The following is a 328-nucleotide window of genomic DNA, read 5'->3' on the forward strand; positions in this document are numbered from 1 at the left end:
GGATATTTGGTTCTGCCGCCAACAGAATGCTGACTTGCTTGGCAACAGTGTCGGCACCATCTACTGTCGACGCACTGCTTGTCAGTAAGGCGGCCAATTGCTGAATATGACGATGCTTCTGTTGATAATGATGCACCAAACCGTAAATAAAAGACAATAAAATACCAGCCAATACAGCCAAAATGATGGCTTGCACGACCGAGCGCCAGATAAGCTTAGGAAGGGTTTGCAGCGGTTGGTTGTTCATGTCACTCAACTGAGTTAAGACGACTGTTTATTTATACTACAGGTATTTGTAAGATATGGTAAGAGCAACATGCACATACTG

The 328-nt window shown here is 44.2% G+C and carries 1 protein-coding gene; it reads right to left on the reverse strand.

All coding sequences use genetic code 11. The features are described 5' to 3' along the window. The coding region (locus AAEZ03_RS26510; RefSeq protein WP_350582742.1) for a hypothetical protein at positions 1-247 on the reverse strand (247 nt) is incomplete at its 3' end. Positions 248-328: the final 81 nt, after the last annotated feature.

This window comes from Pseudomonas sp. HY2-MNA-CIBAN-0224 (assembly GCF_040310285.1).
Taxonomy (GTDB): domain Bacteria; phylum Pseudomonadota; class Gammaproteobacteria; order Pseudomonadales; family Pseudomonadaceae; genus Aquipseudomonas; species Aquipseudomonas helleri.